The sequence below is a fragment of the Streptomyces neyagawaensis genome (genome assembly GCF_023516595.1).
Lineage (GTDB): Bacteria > Actinomycetota > Actinomycetes > Streptomycetales > Streptomycetaceae > Streptomyces > Streptomyces neyagawaensis.
The window spans coordinates 308,541-326,433 of the sequence record NZ_JAMGBG010000013.1 but is presented as its reverse complement, the minus strand read 5'-3'; the positions used below and the strand labels follow the sequence as shown (position 1 = coordinate 326,433).

Annotated in this window: 14 protein-coding genes; 1 reads left to right on the top strand and 13 read right to left on the bottom strand. The window is 72.6% G+C overall.

Features of this window, described 5'->3' with window-relative positions; all coding sequences use genetic code 11:
- A partial coding sequence (locus tag M8J73_RS09720; RefSeq protein WP_249828472.1) for a LuxR C-terminal-related transcriptional regulator occupies positions 1–1,503 on the top strand: 1,503 nt, incomplete at its 5' end.
- Positions 1,504–1,604: 101 nt separating this feature from the next.
- On the opposite strand, the gene M8J73_RS09715 is transcribed toward M8J73_RS09720, so the two are convergent.
- From M8J73_RS09715 to M8J73_RS09655, 13 genes are all read right to left on the bottom strand, one after another.
- Complete coding sequence (locus M8J73_RS09715) at positions 1,605–4,517, bottom strand: M48 family metalloprotease (RefSeq protein ID WP_249828471.1); 2,913 nt, start codon at positions 4,515–4,517, stop codon at positions 1,605–1,607.
- The gene (locus M8J73_RS09710; RefSeq protein WP_055540845.1) at positions 4,501–5,049 is read right to left on the bottom strand and encodes a hypothetical protein; all 549 of its coding nucleotides are present in this window, start codon (positions 5,047–5,049) and stop codon (positions 4,501–4,503) included. Before M8J73_RS09710 ends, M8J73_RS09715 begins: the two co-directional genes overlap by 17 nt.
- Positions 5,042–5,596, bottom strand: a complete 555-nt coding sequence (locus M8J73_RS09705; RefSeq protein ID WP_079055056.1) for an RNA polymerase sigma factor — start codon at positions 5,594–5,596, stop codon at positions 5,042–5,044. The genes M8J73_RS09710 and M8J73_RS09705 overlap by 8 nt, the downstream gene beginning before the upstream one ends.
- A gap of 78 nt (positions 5,597–5,674) precedes the next feature.
- Complete coding sequence (locus M8J73_RS09700) at positions 5,675–6,586, bottom strand: MEDS domain-containing protein (RefSeq protein WP_055540843.1); 912 nt, start codon at positions 6,584–6,586, stop codon at positions 5,675–5,677.
- 227 nt (positions 6,587–6,813) lie between these two features.
- A complete protein-coding gene (locus tag M8J73_RS09695) occupies positions 6,814–7,410 on the bottom strand; it encodes a hypothetical protein (protein WP_206187953.1) in 597 nt (198 codons plus the stop codon).
- Entirely contained in the window at positions 7,385–8,203 is an 819-nt protein-coding gene (locus M8J73_RS09690; protein WP_055540841.1) for an FkbM family methyltransferase, read from the bottom strand. Before M8J73_RS09690 ends, M8J73_RS09695 begins: the two co-directional genes overlap by 26 nt.
- On the bottom strand, positions 8,200–8,439 hold the full coding sequence (locus M8J73_RS09685) for a Trm112 family protein (protein WP_055540840.1): 240 nt from the start codon (positions 8,437–8,439) through the stop codon (positions 8,200–8,202). The genes M8J73_RS09690 and M8J73_RS09685 overlap by 4 nt, the downstream gene beginning before the upstream one ends.
- Positions 8,436–9,350: a hypothetical protein gene (locus tag M8J73_RS09680; protein ID WP_055540847.1), complete on the bottom strand. Its 915-nt coding sequence runs from the start codon at positions 9,348–9,350 to the stop codon at positions 8,436–8,438. Before M8J73_RS09680 ends, M8J73_RS09685 begins: the two co-directional genes overlap by 4 nt.
- 14 nt (positions 9,351–9,364) lie before the next feature.
- Complete coding sequence (locus M8J73_RS09675; RefSeq protein WP_249828470.1) at positions 9,365–10,144, bottom strand: class I SAM-dependent methyltransferase; 780 nt, start codon at positions 10,142–10,144, stop codon at positions 9,365–9,367.
- Positions 10,144–11,478 (bottom strand): condensation protein, encoded by a 1,335-nt coding sequence (locus tag M8J73_RS09670; protein ID WP_249828469.1) that lies wholly within the window; start codon positions 11,476–11,478, stop codon positions 10,144–10,146. Before M8J73_RS09670 ends, M8J73_RS09675 begins: the two co-directional genes overlap by 1 nt.
- Positions 11,475–15,998, bottom strand: coding sequence for an alpha-(1->3)-arabinofuranosyltransferase domain-containing protein (locus tag M8J73_RS09665; RefSeq protein WP_249828468.1), 4,524 nt, complete (start codon positions 15,996–15,998; stop codon positions 11,475–11,477). Before M8J73_RS09665 ends, M8J73_RS09670 begins: the two co-directional genes overlap by 4 nt.
- Complete coding sequence (locus M8J73_RS09660) at positions 15,995–16,672, bottom strand: class I SAM-dependent methyltransferase (RefSeq protein ID WP_055540080.1); 678 nt, start codon at positions 16,670–16,672, stop codon at positions 15,995–15,997. Before M8J73_RS09660 ends, M8J73_RS09665 begins: the two co-directional genes overlap by 4 nt.
- Before the next feature lie 65 nt (positions 16,673–16,737).
- Positions 16,738–17,889, bottom strand: a complete 1,152-nt coding sequence (locus M8J73_RS09655; protein WP_055540073.1) for a glycosyltransferase family 4 protein — start codon at positions 17,887–17,889, stop codon at positions 16,738–16,740.
- Positions 17,890–17,893 lie beyond the last annotated feature (4 nt).

The following is a 17,893-nucleotide window of genomic DNA, read 5'->3' as shown; positions in this document are numbered from 1 at the left end:
CTGCGGATAGCGGTAGCCGAGGGCCACGTTGAGGATGCCGCGCTGGGGGCCGCCGCCCTGCGCGACTATGGCCTGGAGAAGCTGAACGACCTCGGGGAGACGGTCGCCACCCGGCGGCGGCACCGCGACCACTTCGCCCGACTGGGCGCCGCGTACGAGCGGGCCTGGTTCGGCCCCGACCAGGTCGGCATCACCGAACGGCTGCGCATCGACCAGGACGACTTCCGGGCCGCGCTGGACTTCTGCCTCACCACCCCCGGCGAGGCGCAGCACGGGCTGCGGCTCGCCTCCACCCTATGGTTTTACTGGGTGGCGTACGGCATCTGGGGCGAGGGCCGGCACTGGATGGACGGCGCGCTGCTGGTCGGGGCCCGACCGGACGGGTCCCTCACCCGCGCCCTGTGGGCGGGGGCCCTCACCTCGCTGGTGCACAGCCGCTCGGCCGCCGTCCTCGCCGGTCTCGATCCCGCCCGGCCCGCGCCCGCCGACGACTCGGAGCTCCCGGTGCCCGCTCCGCCGCCCGTCACCCTCGGCCCCGGCGGCCTGGCCCGGACGTCCCACGCCTCCTTCGTCGTCCTCACCCGGATCGAGCTGGCCTGCACCCTCGTCAGCCGGGGCCGCGCCGCCGAGGCGATCCCGTTGTGCGCCGAGGCCGTCGCCCTGTGCGAGGCCCACGGCGAACAGTGGGCCCGCTCCTGGGCGTTGCGCACCCTCGCCCTCGCCCACTGGTCGGCCGGGGAGTACGCGCGGGCCGCCGGGCACGCCCGCGCCTGCCTGCGGCTGCCGTACACCGAAGGCCAGCACCAGAGCCTCGCCCGCACCCTCGACCTGCTCGCCGCCGCCGAGGCCCTGGCGGGGCGGGCCGAGCGGGCCGCCGTCCTGCACGGGGCCGTCGACCGCATCTGGCACGCCATCGGCGGCGACCCCACGGCCGCCCACCGAGCGGGCCGGCCGGGCGTCGCCGAACGCCGTGCCCGCCAGGTCCTCGGCGACCCCGCCTACGAACGGGCCCGCCTGCGCGGCGCCGGCCTGTCGCCCGAGGAGAGCGTCGCGTACGCCCTCGCCGAGGGTGGGGAGCGGGCGGGGACGGCGACCTTACGCGAGGATCCTGCCGTGGTGCGGAGGGGCCCCGCCCCAAGCGCGCCGAGGGGCCTCGCCCCAGCCGCACATGGAGGCCCCGCCCCCGTCGGCCGTACGGGCCCCGCCCCCGCCGTACCGAAGGAGCCCGCCCCCGACTTACGCGAGGGCCGGTCCCCGGCCGGGAATCCCGCCCCCGGCAGCGCCGCGACCGCCGGACCGCCCGCGGACCCCGTGCCGCTCACCCGGCGGGAGCTCCAGGTCGCGGCCCTCGTCGCCCAGGGCCGCACCAACAAGCAGATCGCCGACCATCTCGTCATCGCCCGCCGCACCGCCGAGGGCCATGTCGAACGAATCCTGGCCAAGCTGGGCTTTCGCAACCGCAGTCAGGTGGCGGCCTGGTTCAGCGCGCGGTCGTGGTCCTAGGCCCTGAGGTCAAATGATCTCGGTTGGTGGATCATGGTCGTGCGATACGCCGACATGAACTGCCCGATGCCCGAAGCCGCGCGACGTGGTGGAACGGTGCTTCACACCCGCTGGAGCAGGGACGCGGCATCGCCGGTGTGACATGTGGCGACAACTCCCGGCCCGAATGTGCTTGAGGCCCGCGGTCTGCTCTCCTCCGCCAGTCGCGTCATGGTCTTGGTGGCGACCTCCTTGACCAGGAAACCCATGTCCACGTCGGGATCGGCGTCACTGCACCATGTGACGCGTGTGTGGAGGAACAGCCCTCCGTCCTGAACGCACACCACGTACTCGGACCGGAAGAGGTCGGGCGGCGTGGACGAGGTTTCTCGGGTCACCGAGTGCTTGCCCCATGCCAGCGTGCCCACATCTTCGAGTTCCCGGTACCCTCTGCCTCCGCATTCTCCCTCCCTTCTTGCGGCGTAGAGGACACGCAGCGCACCTGTGCGACCGTCTGCGGGCAGGGACACCATGACGTCGACCCGAAGAAGACCTTTCTCCCCCTGCAACGTCAGGGCGCACATCATTCTCTGTCCTGCTCTGCGACGCCTGTCTTCAGGGGCTTTGACGGGCTCTTCGGCAGTGCTCATCGACTGTTCGGGGCCGGCGAGATATCGCACGGAAGAGATGTCGACGGCCGCACAGGGATCTTCAGGCAGCCTGTAAGAAGGCGCTTCCATCCCAACGGCGACAGTCGCAGGGACGGCCAGGGCCGCCAGACTGAGAGCCCCGTACCGTAGGAGCCGCGGCGAGCTGAACTCCCGTGAAGGGGCCGGTTCAGACGCCTGGGCGGTGCGCACCACCAAGATGGCGACGCCGACGGCCAGAGCACCGTCGAAAAGGATCTGCCGCAGCACGGAGGCCGTGAAGCCTCCGAATACCTCTACTTCGCCGAGACCTTCTGTCGCGTCGAAGCCAAGGGCCGGCAGGGCTATGGCGGAAACCGTGCCCGCGAGGAGCGCTGTCAGCAGTGCAGCCGCGCCCGGCCACCGCCGTGCCACGAGAGAGCCGCCGACAATGGCCATGCCCCATACGGAGAACGCTACCTGGCAGTGGATGTAGTAGGCGGAAAACCCGGTGCGGGCCACCGTGCCGGGGAACTCCCGATACAGCAATGCCCGCGCCATGACCTGCCCGGCAATGATGCAGAGGCCGCCCACCAGCCCTGTCATCGCCACAACACCGAATGGCGGACGTGTGCCCACCAGGAGCGGGACCAGGGCGATGATGAACAGTGCCGAGAGGAACAGCCAATTGTGCTGAAGGGTAAGGAAAGGTGCGTAGCACCACGACAGCAAGGCGTTCGCCGGACCCTCCCAATAGTCCCATCCCTGTTGTCCGGCGACCCTCGCGATATGCGACCATGTCCAGGTGAGCATCGGCGGGTCGTCATGGTCCCGGAACCACATGAGGAAGAACGGTCCGAAGACCACGGAAGCGACAGCGGTCGTGCATGCCCACATCGATCGAGGGGATGCTCCTTCCCCGTGCGAAAGCCAACGGGCGGCGATACCGGCCAGCCAAGCGGTGACGAGAAGAAGAGCGGCGAATAGGAGCCCAGCCGAGATCACCGCAGCTCCCGGGCTGAGCTCAGGCCAATGGCCAAGGGAACCCCAGTAACGGAGATCCAGGCTCATCGTGAGCGGGTCGCCGAGAAGCATCCCGGCGCAGAGGCCGAGCAGTGCGCGAAGGGGGAACTGCCTCTTTCCCAGATGACGTGCGAGGAACGCCGTACGCCACACCACTGCGGCGAGGGCGCCGATCACGAACACGGTCGCCGCGCCGACGGTGAGCACCTGGGCAGTCCAGGCAGGCATGAACAGCGCTCCGTACTGCACCCCCCCTGTCGTGGCCGCCATGGTGGCACAGCCGACGTAGGCCGACTCCCAGAACCCCGCGCGCAGGATGTCGTGCGGTGATCGGACCACCTTGCGTCGTAGCTGCGAGGACGGATGGAATGCGAACGGGCGGGTGATCCCGCGCCACGAGGGCTTGTTCTTCTCCGCCTTCTCCAACTTCTCCAGGAACCGGAGCAGCCCGTCCTGTGCGTCCGTTCCATGGTCGGCGGCACCCGCGTCGGCATGCAACTCCCGGAGGCGGCGCGCGGAAGCGTACGTGCACAGGCTGATCGTCGCGAGCAGTGTCAACCGGGCGATCTCTGCGAGGAGGTCCGCAGCCGGAATCGACCCGGTGCCGAGCGGCATGATGACCGCGCAGGAGACGAAACCGACCATCAGGAACGCCCGCCACAGCGCATCGGCCGCGCTTCCGATACTCATGTCCCGGTTGCGGATGTGAGTCAGCTCGTGCAACAGGACCGCGGGCACCATCTCCGAGTGGTGTTCGGACAAGAAGCCGGAATCGAGCTGGACCACGTAGCGTCCGGGCCGTCCGTAGGTCGATGCGTTCAGGCCGGACTTCGCCACGAGCGAGCCGTCCTCCTGCCAGGCAGGCAGCAGCACGAGCGTGACGTCGGTGTGCGAGGGGATCCTGGCCCTCTTCTTGAGGTCACCGAAGTTCTTCAGCAAGTTGCCCGTCAAGGGAATCGCCCCTGAGCGGGACTGCAGCCACAGTGGGGTCACCACGTACAGGAGTCCTGCGACCAGCAGTACGACCGCGAGGCCTCCCAAGACCCAGTACCCCATCTCGCGGTTCTCGCCGGCCACACATGCCCACTGCTCCTGCTCGGCCTCCCGCAGCCTTCTCAGCACCTCGTCGTCGACGAGCACCTCGATGTCGTAGCGCAGGTCCAGGCCGGAGACACGACTTTGGTACTTCTGTTCACAAAGCGAATGGGTGCTCAATACGTCCTGCCCGCGGCCGGGCACCAGCAGATAGAGCACGATGAACAGCTGGGCACTGGTGGTGAGGATGGCAATCACCAGGAGGGCGAAGCGCGTTGACGTCCCGGAGACGACCGACAGTGGAGACGGGAGCCCGCCGCTCTCCACCGGGTTCTCAGTCGGTGCTGTCATCGAGCGCGTCCAGCACGGCATCGGCCAGTTCTTCCAGCCTCTCCTCCGGCAGACCTGCCTCACCGGCCGTCTCCCGGACGATCCGCCGCACCTCGTCGGAACGCTCACGTACCCGGTCCCTCCGCCGGTCGGCACGGGACTCCAGTACTTCAGCCGTGAAATACCGAACGACCTCCACGGCTACCGCCGCGACCACCGGTGCCAGGAGAGCCACGACTTCGGCCGGTCCGCCGGAACCAAAGGGGGTGAGGGTGAACCACTTGAATCTCCGCCGAGGACGCCGGACGGCGGGCCGGCCATCCATGTGAGCCTTCAACAGCGGAAGCTCGGCAGGCTTGAGCCGTACCATGATGTCCTGTGCCAGCTCGTGCGGAGCGAGGGGCACGCGAACCTCTTCTGCGGGGTGCTGCGAGCAGTTCTTCACCGCCGCGAGGCCGGCCGGGAGGTCGAGCCGGGCGCGCAGCGCCTCGTCCACGCGTCCGTCGGCCCTGCGGATCATGGCATCCACGGTGGCCATGTCGTCGTCAGACATCGTCGGTCCCCTTCTCCTTGCTCCTGGACTCCTTGAGCAACTCGATGAGCTTCTGACGTGCTCGGCAGAGGTTCTGCCGCACGGCCTCGGGGCTCATGTTCAACTCGTCGGCGATCTCCGCATGGCTGAAGCCGTCGTACTGATAGTTCATGACTCGGTGCTGGGCGTAGGGCAGAGCTGCGAGGGCGTCGATGACCGACCGCGTCTCCTCGTCGAGCTCCACAAGGGCGTCCGGCGAGAGCGGTCCGGCGGTCTCCGGCGGCTTCTCCACGGTCAGCTGTCTCGCGCAGGCCGAGCGGAGGAACCTGCGGTAGGCCACCTTCCGCATCCAGGCCGACGGGTTTCTGATCGAATGCCACTGCGCGTAGGCCTCGATGAACGCCTCCTGCACTGCATCCGCCGCTTCATGCTCCGTGGCGCCGTTCCTCATGAGGAAGCGCACGAGTGCCGCAAACTCTGCGACGTAGAAGTCGTCGAACCCATCCATATAGCTCCTCCGGTCGTCGGCCTCATGAGGGAGTGCGCCGGGCGGGACGATTCGTGACATCCCTTAGGGCCCTTCTTATGGATCTCCGCGACCGGACGACGACGCGAACTGTTGGACACGGCCTATGCACCCGCCGGGTCACCCGGCCGCCGCCTCCTCGCCCTCCACCCTGACCACCAGCTGCGGCACCTCCGCGGCGCCCAGCTGCTCCAGCACCAGCGCGAGCAGCTCCCCGCAGCGCACGGTCACATCGCTGCCGGGAGGCAGGGACGCGGCGAGACTGATCAGCTGCCAGGCGCAGTGCGCCTCCATGAAGCACAGGTCCCGCAGATCGAGGACGAAGTGACCGGGCCCGGAGTCGTCCCCGCGGTCCAGGGCCTCACACAGCGCCTCCACGAAGTCCGTGCGGGTGCCCACCTCCGCGGTTTCGACGATCCGGCCGCTCTCGGGGGTCCCGGTGACGGCCGGCGAGTCGAGCCGTTCCACGACCCGCAGCGGGTGCGCCTGTGCGACACGGGCCGTCAGGTCGTCATCGAACCGCCGCCGGTCGTACCAGCAGATCGCGGTGAACAACGGGTCCGCGAACAGCGGTGCCACCGACGCCTCGTAGTCCAGCAGCCGCTCGTGGTCGAGACGCACCCGGGGCGCCCAGCTCATGTCGGCGGCGATCCGCAGCCCCGACCAGCCCTCCGCGTGGGACCGGCCGACCTCGGTGCCGTACGCGTCGATCGTGCGCTTCTCCTCGAAGCGGCCGTCGGGGACGTAGATCTCCGTGTTCCGCTTCACCGCCAGCTGCCCGCGGTCCCGCGCCGCCACCGCCCAGCCACTGCCCCCGTCCAGCAGCGTGACCACCTCGTCGTCCGTCAGGTCGTCCGGGTCCAGCACCAGCAGCACCTTCTCCCGGCGCGCCAGACTGGTCCGCGTGTACGCGGTGAACACCTTCCACGGAGACTCCCCGGCTACGTCCGCCGTCGCCATGCACGCGTGATCCCCCAGCCGCAGCCCGTCGACGGACACAGTGCGGCGCTCCGCGGAACGTTCGGACGACATCGGGGCGCCTCCCTGGCGGTACGGGACTCTGCGCGGAGGTTAAGCCCTCGCGGGCCGACGTTGAGGGGATGATCACGACTGTCCGACTTGGGTCCGGCGGCGAGCGAATGAGAGGCAAGGATGAACGGTCACGTCCCCCACTCGTGACCGCGACCCGGACCCGAGCCACAGGCCCTCGATGGGCCGACAGCCAACCGCCGACAGCCCGACCCGACCGGCGGCAGGCCCTACTGCGCACTCACCCGCTGCAACAGCCCCCACGTGAACTCGGCGACGACCTCCCGTCGGGCGCCCCGCGCGTCCGGCGCGGTGAACGCCAGCCCCCAGCGGGTCGGCGCCGTCCCCTCCAGCGGCCGGGCCGGGGCGAACGCGCGGGCCACCTCGTCGACCGTGCACGACCACGGGGTGAGGTCCTCCAGCGTGGCCGGGGCGGGGCCGGCGGCCCCCGGCGCCCGGACGAGCCACTCGTTCCAGACCGCCCCGTCCGGGCCGACCAGCACCTCGAACCGGAGGTCCGGCCACAGCGGCACCGGCCACAGCCGGGCCTCGCAGTCCAGGTCGCCGATACGGCGCGGCGCCACGGACTCCGGCGGGCCCAGCACGGACCGGTACCGGGCGGCGGCGCCCCGCGCCCGGGGCGAGCGGACCATCGCCTGCCACCGCTTGTTCGCCTCGCGCATCTCCGCGATCGACACCCCCAGCTCCCGCCGGGCCTCCTCCACGAGCCCGGGATTGTGGTCGGCCATGCGCCGCAGCAGCACGAGCTGGAAGTCGAGCGGGGTGAACGGACCCGAGGGGCTACCGGGGCGCTTCGCGGAGGGCATGGGAGCCATGCTCCCGCACCGTCCCCCCGCCCGGGCGGCGCCCGTCCGGCAGGAACAGCACCGAGTTCACGTACCGCGGCCCCCCGAACGGCAGGACCCGGCGCAGCAGACCGTGCGACGCCACGTACGACGTACGCGCCTGGTGGGCCTCCAGCACGGCCGGGTTCAGCCGGTGCCAGGTCCCGGCGGGCAGCACCCAGCCGGTGTAGCCGAGGCCGGTGAGGAGATCGACGACGGGGGCGATCGGCTGGATACGGGACTCCAGCTCGACGAAGAGGGCCGGACGGTCACGGGCGAGGGTCGCGGAGGCACCGCGCAGCACGGCGAGTTCGTTGCCGTCCACGTCGATCTTGACGAAGCCGACCTCGCTCAGGCCGAGCCCGTCGAGGGTGACGCACGGGACGTCCAGGGCGCGGGCGTGGATGTCCCGGCGGACCAGCGACGACACGCCCCGTCCGCCGTCGTCGCCGGGCGGCAGCCACAGCCGGGCGGTGCCCGGCCGGTCGGAGGCAGCGGCCTGGACGACCCGGACGTTGCCGGGGGCGTCCGCGACGAGCAGCCGGGCCAGCCGGGGCACCGGCTCGACGGTCACCACCCGCGTGGCCCGCCGGGCGAGCCGGTGCGTCCACGGGCCGTACCAGCCGCCGACGTCGACGGCCGTGCCGCAGCCGGGCGGGCACAGCTCGTCGAGCCGGGTCAGCTCGGGCTCGAACCGGGGATAGACGAACCGGGCGGTCGCGGCGACCGCCCGGTCGGGCAGCAGCGGGGCCAGCCGGGCGGCGAGCGTGGTCATGAACACATCCTCCTCAGCAGTTCCTCGTGTTCGTCCTCCGTGACCTGCTCGCCCGAGGACGGCAGCAGTTGCGGGATGCCGTCGACGATCGGGTACCGGCGGTGCAGCCGCGGGTTGTAGAGCGACTCCGGTGCCCGGGACGCCTCGTCCGGGCCTGCCTCGGGCACGACCAGATGCAGCGGGCCCTTGTCGAGCGGGCACGCCAGGATCTGCAGCAACGGGTCGTCGGGGTTCATGGCGGCGTCAACTCCTTGGCGGGGGCGGTGGGTTGCTGCGTCGGCGGCGGCGCGTCGTGCTTGGGCATGCTCAGCAGGACACCGACCGCGAGCACCGTGCCGGACAGCCGCAGCGCCAGCCGCAACGGATCGTCCGGCAGCGACTCGCCGAACGACAGCGTGCCGAGCACGGCCGTGAACAGGCTGGTCACCGTCGTGCACACCGGCACGATCAGCGACGCCCGGCAGCGCTGCAGCGCCGCCTGCGACATGACCAGGCCGAACGCGCCGGTGAACAGCAGCAGATACGGGTACGGGGAGCGCAGCACGGCGACCACCGCGTCCCCGATCCCGCCGACGGTGAGACGGCTCGACACCCCCTTGATCGCGAGGGAGCTGACGCCGTACAGCAGGCCCACGGCCACGCCGTACTCGACGCCGGTGGTCGGCAGCCGGTGCCGGTGCCGGGCGCGCCGCTCCGCGGACCGGTACAGCCACACGCCCAGCGCCAGCGACGGCAGACAGATGGTGAGGACCAGCGCGTACGGCGCGTCGCGGCTGACGGTGTCGGAGCCCTCGTCCAGCGACAGCACCACCATCAGCAGCGCGGCGAGGATGGCGCCCAGCGCGTACCGCTCCCGGCCCGTGGTCTCCTCCCCGAGCAGCCGCGCCGACAGCAGCACCAGCAGCACCAGCCCGGAGACGAAGATGCCCTGGGCGGCGGCGATCGGCAGCGTACGGTACACGGCGAGCTGCGCCGCGAACCCGGCGGCCAGCGACAGCGAACCCCCGATCCACAGGGGGCTGCCGAGGACCAGCCGCAGCAGTCTCAGCGGTTGCCGCACCGACACCTGGGGCAGCGCGCCGAGCGCCCGCTTCTCCAGCACGAACCCGGTGCTGTACAGCGCGTTCGCCAGCAGGGCCGCGGCCACCCCCCACCACATGGTCACGCGCCCCGCGTCGACGGCGGCCTGCGCGCGTGCAGCAGCAGGATCGACGCGGCCGACGGGGCCGCGCACACCAGCCGGTCCAGCGGACGCATCGGACGCGGTACGCCGTGGAAGGGCGCGCCCCGCAGCCGTACGATCTCGAAGCCCGACGCGGCCACGAACTCCCGCAGCGCTCGGGCCGTGTAGAGCCGCAGATGGCCCACGACCTCGGTGCCCGGCCGGCCGTGGATGCCGCGCAGGCTGACCTCGGAGAACACCGGCTGGACGCCCGCGAGCAGCAGGGCCCGGTTGTACCAGGCGGCGAGGTTCGGGGTGGAGAGCATCAGATGGCCGCCGGGGCGCAGTACGCGGCGGATCTCGTCGAGCGCCGCGTCCGGGTCGACGAGGTGCTCGATCACCTCGCTGAACAGCACGGCGTCGGCGGACGCGGCCCGGAACGGCAGCCCCCCGTCGGTGAGTTCGCCGCGCACGGCGTACGGCAGACGGGTGCGGGCGCGGCGGAGGGCGTCCTGGGACCAGTCGACGCCGATGAGGCGGTGGCCGGGCAGGAGGGGCGCGGCGGTGGCGGCGGCGGTGCCGTCGCCGCAGCCGATGTCGAGGATCGTGCGGGCGCCGCGGGCGGCCGGGCCGAGCGCCTCGGCGAGCATCCGGGCCTGGCGGAGACTGCGAGGGCTGCCGGAGGCGACGGGAACGGCCGGGTCCTCGTAGAAGTCCCGCAGGCCGGGGCGGTCGGTCGTGTCCGTCGGAGCCGTTGTCCTGGGTGTCTTCGTGGACATCAGGGGGTGTCCTCTTCCGTCGCGTGCAGATAGTGCTCGAAGAGGTCGCGGAGGTGGGCGCCGTCGCCGTGGCCGAGCAGGGCGCGGGACCAGCGCAGGGCCAGGTGGAGCCGGCCCGCCGTGGAGGCGGTCGTGACGGTCAGGCCGCGCGGCATGCGGGCGGGCGCCGAGAACCACACGGCGTGGGCGCGGCCGGCCTCCTGGCCGAAGTCCAGGGAGTACGGGATGCGGCCGATGTTGCTGAGCAGGGTCGTCGACGTCCAGGGGGCGGCCGCCCGGCGCAGTCCCCGGGTGAGGGCCGCCCGCCAGGAGACGGGGACGACGGGCGCGGTCAGGAGCGAGGCGCCGTGGCCCAGTTGGGGTCGGGCGAGCGACTTCAGCGCACGGGTGCGGTCGGCTGTGCGGCGCAGCAGGACGGCGGTGGGCGTACGGCGCTGGTCCACCTCCTCCGGGAGGAAGGCGACGTCGACCAGGCGGGTGCCGTTGCCGATGGGCATGCGGGTGTCGCGGGGGCGGTCGTCCACGGGCATGGTGATGCGGAAGGGGCGCGGGCGGGCGCCGTGCTCCCGGTTCCAGTGGGCCAGCATCAGGGCCGTGGTGACCATGAGCTGGTCGTTCACGGTGTACGGGGCCGACCTGGGGCGGCGGGGCACCGGCAGTTCGGTGACGAGCAGGCCGTTGCCCGGGGAGGGTTCGGGTGTGCCGGGGGCGACACGCGCGGGCGGGGCCCAGGTGGACGGCGTCTCGGGGCCGGCCAGGGGGAGGTCGGGGGTGGTGGCGCGGACCGGGGGCGCGGTGGGGGCGTTGTCCTCGCCGCCGTACAGCTCCGCCGCGGTGGCGAGGATGCGGAGGCAGGCGGGGCCGTCCAGGGCGGTGTGGTTGATGGTGAGGAAGAGGACGGTGCCCTCGCGTTCCGGGAGTTCCGCCGGGCCCGCGCCCGCGACCACCTCCAGACGGATCGGCGGGGAGAGCGACAGCGGTGGGGCCTGGGTCAGGGACCTGGTGCGGGCGTCCCGCAGGGCGTGCGGACCCGGGGGCGGGAAGCTCACCACCTCCACCTCCGGTTCCTTCGTCAGCTCCCACTCGTAGCGGCGGCTGTACCAGTGCGCCGGGGCCTCCCGCATCAGGATGCGGGGGTGCCGGTGGAGGGCCTCGGTGAACGCCGCCCGGAGGCGGTCGGGGGCGAGGCGGCCCGGCAGATGGACCTCGATGTGGACGGTCTCGGGTTCCTCCTCCTGGAGGCAGTGGCGGGACACCTCGTCGACGACCGGGAACGGGATGCGGACGGGGCCCCGGGCGGCGTCGTCGCGGGCCGGATGGTCCAGTGTGGTCATGTCCGCCCGCCCCTCCCGGTGACGCCGTCGCCGTCGTCCGCGGCACCCGCACCACCCCCGCCGCCGGAGGCACCACCCGCGCCGCCGGAGGCACCACCCGCGCCGCCGGAGGCACCACCCGCGCCGCCGGAAGCTCCGCCCGCAGGGCCGGTGCCACCCCCGCCGCCCCCGTCGTCCGCCGACGCGGCGGCCCCCGGCTTCGGCTTGGTGAGGGGGATCCGGCGGGTCGGCGTGTCCGGTTCCCGGTACGGGGCGCCGGGGCCGCGCGCGGAGATCGTCTGGCTCGCGGCGGGGCCGCTGGTGCGGGTCCGCCGCGGCAAGGGCTCCGTCGGCTCCTCCGCACCCGGCGGTACCGGGAACTCCCGTGGGGAGCCGGGCCGTTCCGGGGACGGCTCGGCGCCGGACCCCACGCTCACCAGCGCCGCGAACAGCCCCAGGAGGGCGAGGAGTTGGGCCACCGGCCCGAACGCTCCCTGGTCCGCCGCCACCGGCTCGCCCGCTCCGGCCGCCGCCGCGACGCCCGCCCCGGCGAGGGCGAGGAACGCGATCGGCACCAGCAGGGCGTGCCGCGTCCGGGCGAGGAGCGCCAGCAGTGGGACGAGGAGCGCGAGGAAGCCCGCGATCACGATGCCGACGAGGGTGAGGGCGACCGTGCCGAGCCACAGGCCGGGGGCCGGCGGTGCCGGCTGCGGCGCGTCCGGGTTGGGCTCCCGGCGCCGCCACAGCGCCAGCCCGACGAGGGCCGCGAGGCCCACCCCGGCCCCGATCAGCCCGGCCTCGTACGTCACGGACGGCTCGTAGGACAGCTTGACCGCGCCGCCCGACCCGCCGGGGATCCGCCAGCCCTGCTGCCAGCCGTCGAGCCGTACCGGGGTCAGCTCACGGCCGCCCAGGGTGGCCTTCCAGCCGTCGTTGTAGTTCTCGTACGTGGTGAGGTACGAGGCGGCGCCGTCGCCGACGGTCACCTCGCGGCGGTCGCCCAGCCAGTCCCGTATCCGCAGCTCGCGTCCGGTGGCGGCGGGCGCGGTGACCGTGCCGCGGGTCAGCGTGACCTCGGTGACGGCGAGGGCCCCCGAGTCGTCGGAGTCGACGGTGTGCCGTTCGTCGGCGCCCAGCTCCAACGCGGCGTCGGGCCTGTCGTTCTGACAGAGCGTCAGCTCCAGCGGGCGGCGCTCGGTGAGGTCCCGTACGGTCCCCTTCGCGCTCGTCTCGTACCGCTTGCCGTCGACCTCGACGACCGGGCCCTCACCGCACGGGAGGTCGACGTCGCGCGTCGGGGCGGGCTGCGGGGTGCGGTACGGGTCCAGCGCCGGGACGTACGCCTCGACCAGGCCGACCGGGAGGCGCAGATCGTCCCCGGCGACGGGGTTGTGGACGGTGAGCCGGGCCGTCTCGGTGACGGTGATGTCGAGGCGGTCGGTGGTGATCGGGTCGAAGCGGACCCAGCCGTTCTCGTCGACGGCGGCGACGGCCGCGCCGTCCGGGGAGCTGATCGCGACCTTGGTCGCCCGGGTGGACAGACCACCCGCCGGGGCCAGCACCAGCGAGCCGATGGGCTGCTTGCCCGTCCAGCGCAGATGGATCGTCGGGTCGTCGCCCGCGATCCACGCGGAGGTCAGGTCCCCGTCGGTCAGATTGCGCGGCGACAGCCCGGCGCCGAGGGAGGCGGTGGAGTCGGCGGTCGCCGTGATGCGGTTCTCCTGCTCCGGGGCGACCTTGTACAGCAGCTTGTCCAAGGCTTCGCCCGGCACGGGCACGGCGCTCGCGCTCACCTCGTACGTGCCCGCCGTGGTCGTGCCGAAGACGCGGTGCAGCCCCGGTTCGGTGCCCGTGGGGGACAGCCCGGTGGGGTCGGCGGCGCGGCGCAGGGAGACCATCTCGACGGGGGCGCCGGTGTTGTCGGGGCCCTGGGCGTCCGTCGGCAGCCGCAGGGTCCGGGTCACCCGGACGCCGGGGATCTCGATCTCGGAGAAGCCCGCGCCGACCAGCCCGGTGTGCCGTTCCGCCGAGTCCAGGATCGTGACCTTCAGCCAGTTCGTCTCGCCCGGCCGGGCGCCCACCGTCTGGGTGGAGCCGTCGGCCTGTAGGTTCGTGGACCGTGAGCCCCGCTCGGTCTCCACCTTGATCCGGGTGGGCGCCGACCGCACCCCGTCCTGCGGCAGCGGGGTCACCTCGAACGTCGACGGGATGTCCTGCGCCTCCTCGAAGTCGATCCGCAGCCACTGCCCGTCCGCCGACCCCGGCGCGCCCTCCGCCCAGGCCGTCGCCGGGTCGCCGTCGAAGGCGTTCACCGGGTCGAACCGGGGGAGGTGGAACAGCCAGTTGCCGGACGTCGACGCGGTGACGGACTTCGCGCCGCGCAGCTCCGCCACCGTCTGATGCCCGAGCCCCTTCAACGGGAGGATCTGCCGCGGCTTGCCGCCCGCGTCCTGCACGCTCCCGCTCGGGTTCCGCTCGTCGGCCGTGTACGTGTACGACGTGTTGGCGTTGACCAGGCCGAAGCGGGTGTCCGCGCGCCGCAGCCCGTCGCCGACCACCTGGACGGCCGGGGTGCCGAGACCGGGATGGTTGTCACCGGTCAGCACGGTCGCGCGGTCCCGCATCGACGGGTCGGCGGCCAGCGGCAGCAGCGACTCCGGACCACCGGACACGACGGCGGTGTCCGCGATCCCCTTCAGCCCGGCCTGCCCGGGACGCGGCACGTCCTCGGCCGGCCGGTAGATCTCCACGGCCCGCTGCCGCGCGTACAACCCCTCCACCTGCAACGGGGTGTTCTCGGCGATCACCCCGCCGGTCATCACCGGCCCCAGCCCCTTCACCCGCTCGTACCCGGACTGCTCCAGGGTCCGCTTCACGGTGCTGGTGGGCACGGATCCGATCTGGTCGGGGTCCAGGTCGTTGCGGACGACGACGTAGTACAGACCGGCCCGGCTCAGAAAGTCGGCGAGCCCCGGCACCTCGGCCCCGGTCAGCAGCGCCTGCTCGACGGCGTCCATCGCGCGCCGGTTGCCGGGCGTGCCGAAGGGGACGTAGTCGCGCTGCGCCCAGCGGGACTCGGCGAGCACGTCCAGCGGCTGGTCGATGGTGGAGCCCCACGTGTGGATGCCGTGCGCGGTGGCGGGCACGACCAGGGCCCGGGAGTCCGGCGAGTACTTCTCCAGCCAGTCGGCCGTGGCCCGCCAGTACGTCGGCAGTTCCTGGAACGAACCGGGTTGCAGCACCGACCCGTTGAGGTACGGCCACAGCAGCCCCGGCAGGACGACCACGGCCGCGACCAGCGGCGCGAAACCACGCCCCCGGACCCGCCGGGCCCCCCGCTCCCGCGCGGCCACGCCCACGAGATGGGCCAGCCCGAGGACCAGGGCGAGCGCCAGCCCCGTCTGGAACTTGTAGATGTTCCGGAAGGGCACGAGGACCCCGTTCAGCAGGTCCTGGACCACCCCGTGGAAAGGCGCCCCGAACGATCCCGCGTACCCGGCGAGCGTGACGAGGGCGACCGTCAGCACCGTCAGCACCAGCCAGCGCCGCTCGGGCATGTCCCGCCGGGCCAGCCCGGCGAGGCCGAGGCCCGCCGCGAGCGCCGACGACAGGATCACCGGCGCCGACGCGGCCACGGACCAGCCGGCCGGCAGCCATGCCTCACCGAAGTGCAGATAGCCCACCCAGTTCCCGGCGCCCCTGAGCGCCTCGGTGGCGGACATGGTGGCCGTCGTGGTCTGCGACGTCTCCACATAGGGCAGGAAGTTCTCCCCGTAGAAGCCGAGGAGCAGCAGCGGGACCACCCACCACAGGGTCGCCAGGATCACCCCCGGCACCCACCAGACGATCAGTCTCCGCCGGCGTGGTCCCGGCGGCCGACTGAGCAGATACAGGCCCACGGGCAGCAGCGAGGCGAGGGTCGAGGCGGCGTTGACCCCGCCCATGAACGGGACGAACAGCGCCGACCGCAGCGCGGCCACCCGCGCGCTGTACCGCTCGTTCGTCAGCGGCAGCAGCACCCACGGCAGGAACGCCCCCGGCAGGGCGGCCGCCGACGTCGACCCGACGACGGTCGTGAACACCGGCCACAGCGCGTACGCGGCGGCCGCCACCAGCCTCGATGCCGGGCTCCCGATCCTCAGCCGCTCGGCCAGCCGCAGCGCGCCCCAGAAGGCCACCGACACGATCAGCGACATCCACAGCCGCTCCGCGAGCCACACGGGCAGCCCGACGAGATCGCTGACGCCGTAGTAGGGCAGCATCGGCCACAGATAGCCGGCGTACTGGTCCTGGATCCCGCCGAACCCGCCCCGGTCGTGCCACAGCTGCCCGAGGTCGGACACGAACTGCCAGGGGTCGGTGGTCACCCCGAGCTTGGTGTCGAAGGTCTGCCGTCCGGGCCGCGCGGCGACCAGCAGCACGAACACCACGGCCCAGAACCCCAGGAGCCAGCGGCGCGACCGACGCCCCTCGGGGGGCCGCCCGGTCGTGCCCGCCGGCCGCACCGGCGCGGGAGGTGGAGCCTGGACCGTGCTCGTCATGGTGCACACCGCCGGAGGATGAGAAGGAGGTTCCAGGTGGCGAACTCGCGCAGGCCCGGCGCCTTCACGACGGTCTCCGCGAGAAACGGCCAGTAGCGGGAGCGCGCCGACACGACCGTCACGTCGTCCCGTGCACGCACCTGCCGCAGGGTGCGTCCGATGTGCACGGCGAAGAGGTTCTCGCCGAGCGTGTGCTTGGCGTCCTTCCCGGTGCGGCGCCGATAGCGGGCCCGCGCCCGCTCCGCCCCCAGGTAGTGCCAGGGCGCCCACTCGTGGCCGCCCCACGGGGACAGCCAGTTGGTGAACGACACATAGATCAGCCCGTCGGGCCGGGTCACCCGCACCAGCTCACTGAGGAACGTCGGCGGATCCGCCACGTGCTCCAGCACGTTGGACGAGAACGTGACGTCCGCGACCCCGTCGGCCAGCGGCAGCAGATACCCGTCCGCGATCACCGCCCCGTCGGGCGGCTTCGCCCCCAGCTCGGCGAGATCCGGCTCGAAGAGGTACGCGTGCGCCCCGCGACGCCGGAACTCCTCGGTGAAGTAGCCGCTGCCCCCGCCGACATCGACGACCGTGCGGCCCTCCAGGGCCCCGCCGTACGCCACGACCTGGTCGACGGCGTCCCGGGCGAGCAGCGCGTAGCAGGACGCGGGATCGTCCTGCTCCCTCATGAAGGCCCGGAAGAGGGCGAGGGACCGCCGCAGCGACGGATCCTTCAGGGCACCCTCTCGCGCGTTCAAGAGCCCCCACCCCGCACCGCCTCCGCGGCGACCGCCCGGAACCGCCGCACCGTGTGCCCCCACCGGAAGTGCGCCGCCCGCTCCCGCGCCGCCCTCCCCATCAGCTCCCGCCGGTCGGCCGACAGCGCGAGCGCGCACCAGGCCGCGGCGAACGACGACTCCCCCCGGGCCAGTACCCCGGTCTCCCCGTCCACGACGGAGTCCCGCAGGCCCGGCACGTCGAAGGCGACCGACGGGGTCTGCCGCACCGCGGCCTCGGTGACGACGAGCCCCCACCCCTCCATGGCGGACGGGTGCAGCAGCAGCCAGGCCGCGCACAGCAGCCGGTGCTTCTCGGCCTCGGAGACATGCCCGGCGAATTCGACGCCGGGCCCGGCCATCGCCTCCAGCCGTTGCCGCTCCGGTCCGTCGCCGACGATGACGAGCCGACCGCCGGTGACGGGCCTGACCCGCTCCCACAGCCGCAGCAGCAGATCGATCCGCTTGTACTCGACCAGCCGCCCCACGGCGACGAACAGCGGCTCGGGCGACCGTTCGGCACGTGGCCCCGGCTCCTCGACCCCGTTGTGGACGACCCGGATCCGGTCGCCGTCCACGCCGATCGCGGTGAGCGCCGTCGCCGTGGACGGGGAGACGGCGACCACGAGGTTGCCGCGCTGCGCGCCCGTCAGCGCCCAGTGTTCGAGGCTTCTGCCGAGCCGGGCCGCGGGCGCCAGCGCCCCGCCGAACCGCATCTGCCACACATCGGTGTGCACATGGTTGACGAGGCACAGCGTCGGCCCGCGGTGCCACAGCGGTGTCAGGTACGGCATGCCGTTGCACACCTCGACGAGCAGGTCGCAGTCGCCGACCTGACGGGCGAGGGTGCTTCTGGCCCGGAAGTGGTGGCTCAGGTCGCCGCCCGCGGACACGACCCGGTAGTCGCGCAGGGCCGCCGGGCCCCCGCAGAGCAGGGTGACCTGGTGACCGAGTCCCGTCAGGCCCTCGGCGAGCCGGTGGACGAGGAGCTCGGAGCCCCCCGCCGCCGGATTACCGAGGTCACGGCGGGCGAGGAAAACGATCCGGCGTGGCGGTGGGGCGCCCGCCGGGGCGTGCCGGACGCCGCGGGGAAACGCGTCGACCAGCGAGAACGGCACGTGCTGGGGCATGGGT